General features: G+C 72.9%; 3 protein-coding genes. 2 read left to right on the top strand and 1 reads right to left on the bottom strand.

Annotated features, from left to right (window positions below; translation table 11 throughout):
• The first annotated feature begins 140 nt into the window (after positions 1-140).
• Positions 141-530, top strand: a complete 390-nt coding sequence (locus GUY61_RS33940) for a YkvA family protein (RefSeq protein ID WP_166634161.1) — start codon at positions 141-143, stop codon at positions 528-530.
• Here GUY61_RS33940 and GUY61_RS33935 read toward each other — a convergent pair.
• A complete protein-coding gene (locus tag GUY61_RS33935) occupies positions 515-2,218 on the bottom strand; it encodes an AMP-binding protein (RefSeq protein ID WP_166634160.1) in 1,704 nt (567 codons plus the stop codon). The two genes, GUY61_RS33940 and GUY61_RS33935, sit on opposite strands and share 16 nt — an antisense overlap.
• 186 nt (positions 2,219-2,404) lie before the next feature.
• Here GUY61_RS33935 and GUY61_RS33930 point away from each other — a divergent pair, with 186 nt between their 5' ends.
• Positions 2,405-5,296, top strand: coding sequence for a LuxR family transcriptional regulator (locus tag GUY61_RS33930; protein WP_166634159.1), 2,892 nt, complete (start codon positions 2,405-2,407; stop codon positions 5,294-5,296).
• The last annotated feature ends 209 nt before the right edge of the window (positions 5,297-5,505 follow it).

The raw sequence follows: 5,505 nt of genomic DNA, 5'->3' as shown, positions 1-5,505 counted from the left end.
CTCCATACGGAGCGAGCCGCCCGGAAGCGGGTAGACAAGGGGGAACGAACGACGGTCGACCGGCGCCGGACGGCGACGACCACCGGCAGACGGCGCGGACGACCAACGGCAGACGGCAGACGGCGCTCGGGAGGCACGGCATGAGTACGGACCTGTGGGTGGTGGCCGCCGTGGCGGGGGTGCTGGTCGCCGCGATGCTCGCCCTGGCGGTGACACTGGTGGTCAGGATGGTCCGGGCGCGCCGGACACTGCGCGCCGCGGGCCTGCCGCTGGAGAAGAGGGCGCTGTTCTGGGGCGCGGTGGTGTATCTCGTCTCCCCGGTGGACCTGCTCCCCGATCCGATGCTGCTGGACGACATCGGCGTACTCCTGCTGGCGCTGCGCTCGCTGAACGCCGCTGCCGCGCGGGTGCGGCGGACCGGGGCCCCGGGGCGGCCACCGGTCCAGAGGCCGGGGCGGCCGACGGGCCGGGCTCCGGATCGGGCGGCGTCGGGGAGGACCGCGGGCGGCTCCGGTCAGCCCGCCGCGTAGCGTTCCCTGAGCTCCACCTTGCGCACCTTCCCGCTGACCGTCATCGGGAATGCGTCCAGGACCTCCATCCTGCGCGGGATCTTGTAGTGCGCGAGGCGGTCCTTGCAGTACGCCGCGATGTCGTCGAGCGACGGCGGGTCGTCCGCGTCGCGCGGCACGACGCAGGCCAGGATCTCCTCGCCGTAGGTGTCGTCGGGCACGCCGACCACCTGGACGTCCGCGATCTTGGGGTGGCCGTGCAGGAACTCCTCGATCTCGCGGGGATAGATGTTCTCCCCGCCCCGGATGATCATGTCCTTGATACGGCCGACGATCTGCACGTAGCCGTCATCGCGCAGCACCGCGAGGTCGCCGGTGTGCATCCAGCGGCCGGGGTCCACGGCCTCGGCGGTCTTCTCGGGTTCCTCCCAGTAGCCGAGCATCACGCTGTAGCCGCGGGTGCACAGTTCGCCCGCCGTGCCGCGCGGCACCGTCACCCCGGTGGCCGGGTCGACGACCTTGACCTCGATGTGCGGCAGGACCCGGCCCACGGTGCCGGTGCGGTGCTCCAGGTCGTCGTCGCGCCGGGTCTGGGTAGAGACCGGCGAGGTCTCGGTCATGCCGTAGCAGATGGACACCTCCGCCATGTGCATCTCCGAGACCACCCGCTTCATCACCTCCACCGGGCAGGGCGAGCCCGCCATGATGCCGGTACGCAGCGACGTGAGGTCGTACGTCGCGAAGCCGGGCAGGTTCAGCTCCGCGATGAACATCGTCGGGACGCCGTACAGCGAGGTGCAGCGCTCCCGCTCGACCGCCCTCAGGGTGTCGGCCGGGTCGAAGGAGGGCGCGGGAATGACGACGCAGGCGCCGTGCGAGGTCGCCGCGAGGTTGCCCATCACCATGCCGAAGCAGTGGTAGAAGGGGACTGGCAGGCAGACCCGGTCCTGTTCGGTGTAGCCGACGAGCTCGCCGACCCAGTAGCCGTTGTTGAGGATGCTGTGGTGGGAGAGGGTGGCGCCCTTGGGGAAGCCGGTTGTACCGGAGGTGTACTGGATGTTGACCGGGTCGTCGCAGGACAACTCGGCCTCACGGGCGGCCAGCTGATCGGCCGTCACTCCGACTCCGGAGACGATCAGCGCCTCCCAGCTCGGGTCGCCGATGTAGAACGTCTCGCGCAGCCGCGGGCAGTTGGGCCGCACCTCCTCGACCATCCGCCGGTAGTCGCTGCTGCGGTGGGCCAGTGAGGCGATCAGCACGGAGATGCCGGCCTGTTTCAGCACGTACTCCAGCTCGTGCGAGCGGTACGCCGGGTTGATGTTCACCATGATCGCGCCGATCCGGGCGGTGGCGTACTGGACCAGCACCCACTCCGGGCAGTTGATCGCCCAGATCCCCACCCGGTCGCCTTTGGAGACCCCGTTCGCGACGAGTCCCCGGGCCAGTTCGTCCACGGCCCGCCCGAACTGCTCGTAGGTCCACCGCCGCCCGGACGGCACGTCGACCAGCGCCTCCCGGCCGGGATGCGCGGCGATCGCCCGGTCCAGGTTCCGGCCGATCGTGTCGCCGAGCAACGGGGTGGGTGCGGTGCCGTGGGCGTAGGAAAGGGCGGAACTTCCGGGGCGTACGGACCCTTGCGGGGCCTCTTGCGGAGCCAGGTGTCCTCCGGTGTCCGGGGACCCTTCGGTGCGGGGGGTGGGGGCCGGCATGTGTCCTCCTCATTGCGGACCACTGATCCGGCATCGTCGTGCCGGTGACCCATGTCTCACCACCCCCGAACGGGGGTGACACCTGCCCGGCGGATAAACCAACAATTGCGGTGACGGTCATGGCGGGTTTCCCGAGGATCCCTGCATAAAATCACCGGTACATGACACAGGAGGGGGGCCGCGGCCGTGGAACGGGTCTTCGAGGGGCCGGGCAGACCCCGTTCCGGCAGGGTCGTCGGCCGAGGTGACGTGCTCGCACAGGCCCAGGGGCACCTGTCACGCGGGGGCAGCCTCCTGCTGTACGGTCCGGCGGGCATCGGCAAGTCCACGGTTCTGCGCGTCCTGGCCGAAGAGGCCGAGCAGGCGATGCGGACGGCGGACGGTGCGGACGGCACCGCGGGCAGTTCCACGGCCGGGGCCACGGCTGGAGCCACGGCCGGTGATCTCCCCGAGAGACCCGTGACCGTGCTGCGCTGCTCGGCCACCGAGACGGAGTCGCACCTGCCCTTCCTGGCCCTGGTCGACCTGCTCGGCCTGGTCGCGGACGAGGTGGCCGACCGGCTGCCCGCGCCGCAGCGGGCCGCGCTGGAGTCGGCGCTGACCGGCCGGGCGGAGTCCTCGCTCGGCCAGGACGCGCTGGCGCTGCGGCTCGCGGTGCTGTCCGTGCTGCGCGCGCTGGCCGCCCGGGGGCCGGTGCTCGTCGTCGCCGACGACCTGCAGTGGATGGATCCGGCGAGCGCGGAGCTGCTGGCCTTCGCGGCGCGCCGCGTCGGCGGGCTGCCCGTGCGGATACTCGGCGCGCTGCGCACGGACAGCGACCCGAGAGACCAGCAGGAGCGTCATCTGCGTGCCTTCCCCCAGGACACCCTGACGCTGCGGGTGAGACCGCTGACCCGGCCGCAGGTCCACGAACTCCTCGCCGACCGCGGATACACGGGCCTGCCGCGTGCCGTCGTCCGCGACATTCACCGCACCAGCGGCGGAAACCCGCTGTTCGCCCTGGAGTTGGGCCGGGCACTGACCGAGCGCAGCACCCCGCCGCGCCCCGGTGAGCCGCTGCCGGTGCCGACCTCGCTGCGCACCCTCGTGCTGAACCGGCTCGGCATGCTGTCCGCGGAGGCCCGCAGGACTCTGCTCATCGCGAGCGCCGGCGCCAGGCCGACGCACGCGATGCTGCACAGCGCCGGCCGGGCCGACGCGGAGGCCGAGACCCGGCAGGCCGCCCTGCTCGGACTGGTGGAGACGGACGGTGACGGCGGGGCGATCCGGTTCGCGCACCCGCTCATATCCGCGGCGCTGTACGCCGAGGCGACTCCGGAGGAGCGCAGAACCGCGCACGCCGCGCTGTCCGCTGCCGCCTCCGACACCATCGAACGGGCCCGCCACCTGGCGCTCGCCACCCCGGGCGAGGACGCGACGGTCGCCGAGCGGCTGGCCGAGGCGGCGGCCGAGGCCCGGGACCGGGGCGCACCCTCCGTCGCGACCCAGCTCGGCCTCCTCGCGGCCCGGCACACACCGCGGGGCGCGCGGCCCGGGGCCGACGAGCGGCGGCTGCAGGCCGCGGAGGACGCCCTGACGGCGGGCGAGACGGAACTCGCCAGGTCCACGGCCCGGGAGGTGCTCGGCAGCGCGACGGACCCGGCCCACCGGGTGCGTGCCTGGATGGTCGTCATCGACTCGGCCGGTCAGGCGATGGCGGAGGTGGACGACATCTTCCCCAGGGCCCTCGCCGACGCGGGCGACGACCCGCGGCTGCTGGCCCAGGTGCGCTACCAGCTGGCCTGGCGTGCCCTGCTCGTCGAGGGCGAGATGGCCAAGGGCCGGGAGGAGGCCGCGCAGGCCGCCGAACTGGCCGCGAAGGCGGGCGACCGGCGTACCGAACTGCTGGCCCTGACCTTCAAGGCGCTCAACGAGACGCTGATGGGGCACCCGGACGCGGCGGCAACCGTCGAACAGGCCCTGTCGGAACCACAGGACCCGAGGGTGGCCTGCGACCACAACGGCCCCGCCTACGCGCGGTTCCGCTGGCTGGTGATGAGCGACCGGCTCGACGAGGCGCGTACGGCGATCACCGCCCTGCTGGGTGAGGCACGGCAGCGCGGCATGGTCGAGAGCGAGGCGCACTTCCTGCGCGGCCTCGCCGAGACGGAACTGCGGGCCGGTCACTGCGGCCCGGCCCTGGACCTGGCGCACGAGAGCCTGCGGCTCGCCGAGGACACCGGGATCGGCGAGGGCGCGTCCTTCATGTGTGCCTCGCTGGCGGAGGCCGCGGGCGGCAGCGTCGGCCGTGCGCTGACCCTGGCGAGGGAGGCCGTCCGGCGCGCCGAGGAGGACGGCGACCTGGTGTATCTGTCGCGCGCGCTGTGCGCGGAGGGGCACGCCCATCTCGTCGGCGGCGACGCGCAGTCGGCGGTCCGCGCGCTGCGCCGGGTGCGCGAGCTGGAGCGGGACCTCGGAGTGACTGATCCGGCGCGCGGCCGCTGGCACGGCGATCTCGCGGAGGCACTGGTACGGATCGGGGAGCCCGGCGAGGCCCAGGAGCTCATCGACTGCACGCGCGCCAGCGCACGGCGGCTCGGTCGGGAGAGCGTGCTCGCCGTGCTGGACCGGGCGGAGGCGCTGGTGGTGGCCGCGCGCGGCGATCTGTGCGGCGCCGCAACACGGCTGGCGGCGGCCCGCGAGCGGCTGGCCGGGTTCGGCTACCGGCTGGAGGAGGCGCGTGCCGTGTTCTCCCTCGCCCAGGTGGAGTCGGAGCGCCGGGACGCGGCCGCCGCGCGCACCGCGCTGGACGAGGCGGCCCGGTTGTTCCGCCGCTCCAAGGCCCTGCCGTGGCTGCAGAAGGTGGGGGCCGCACCGGCCCCGGAGGCGGCCACCCCCCCGGAGCTGGTGGCGCTGGCCTCGATGGAACGCCAGGTGGCAGCCCTCGTGCTGGAGGGCGCCACCAACCGCGAGATCGCGGCCAGCCTCTTCATCAGTGTGAAGACCGTGGAGGCCACCCTCACCCGGGTCTACCGCAAGCTGGGCATCCGCTCGCGCGTCGACATCGTCCGGCTGGCCGCGGGCCGCCGGGCGGGCTGAGAACACTCCCGGCATCAACTGCCGTACCAGTAAGGGTTTTCCCTATCGGGTCCCTCAAGGGGGTTCCCTCATTGGGACGTTGAAGATGCAACTCCTAACATAAGTGCCAGGTAAGAACGGTCCCGCACTCGCGGCCCCCGACAGCGCAGTCGTCAAGGGCCGTGCCGTATACGCGCGTAGCACCCGCTCGGCCCCACCCCCCACATCAC

Origin of the sequence: Streptomyces sp. GC420 (assembly GCF_009916105.1) — a bacterium.
Lineage (GTDB): Bacteria > Actinomycetota > Actinomycetes > Streptomycetales > Streptomycetaceae > Streptomyces.
Note: the sequence above shows the minus strand (reverse complement) of the source record. Positions and strands in the feature narration are given on the sequence as shown.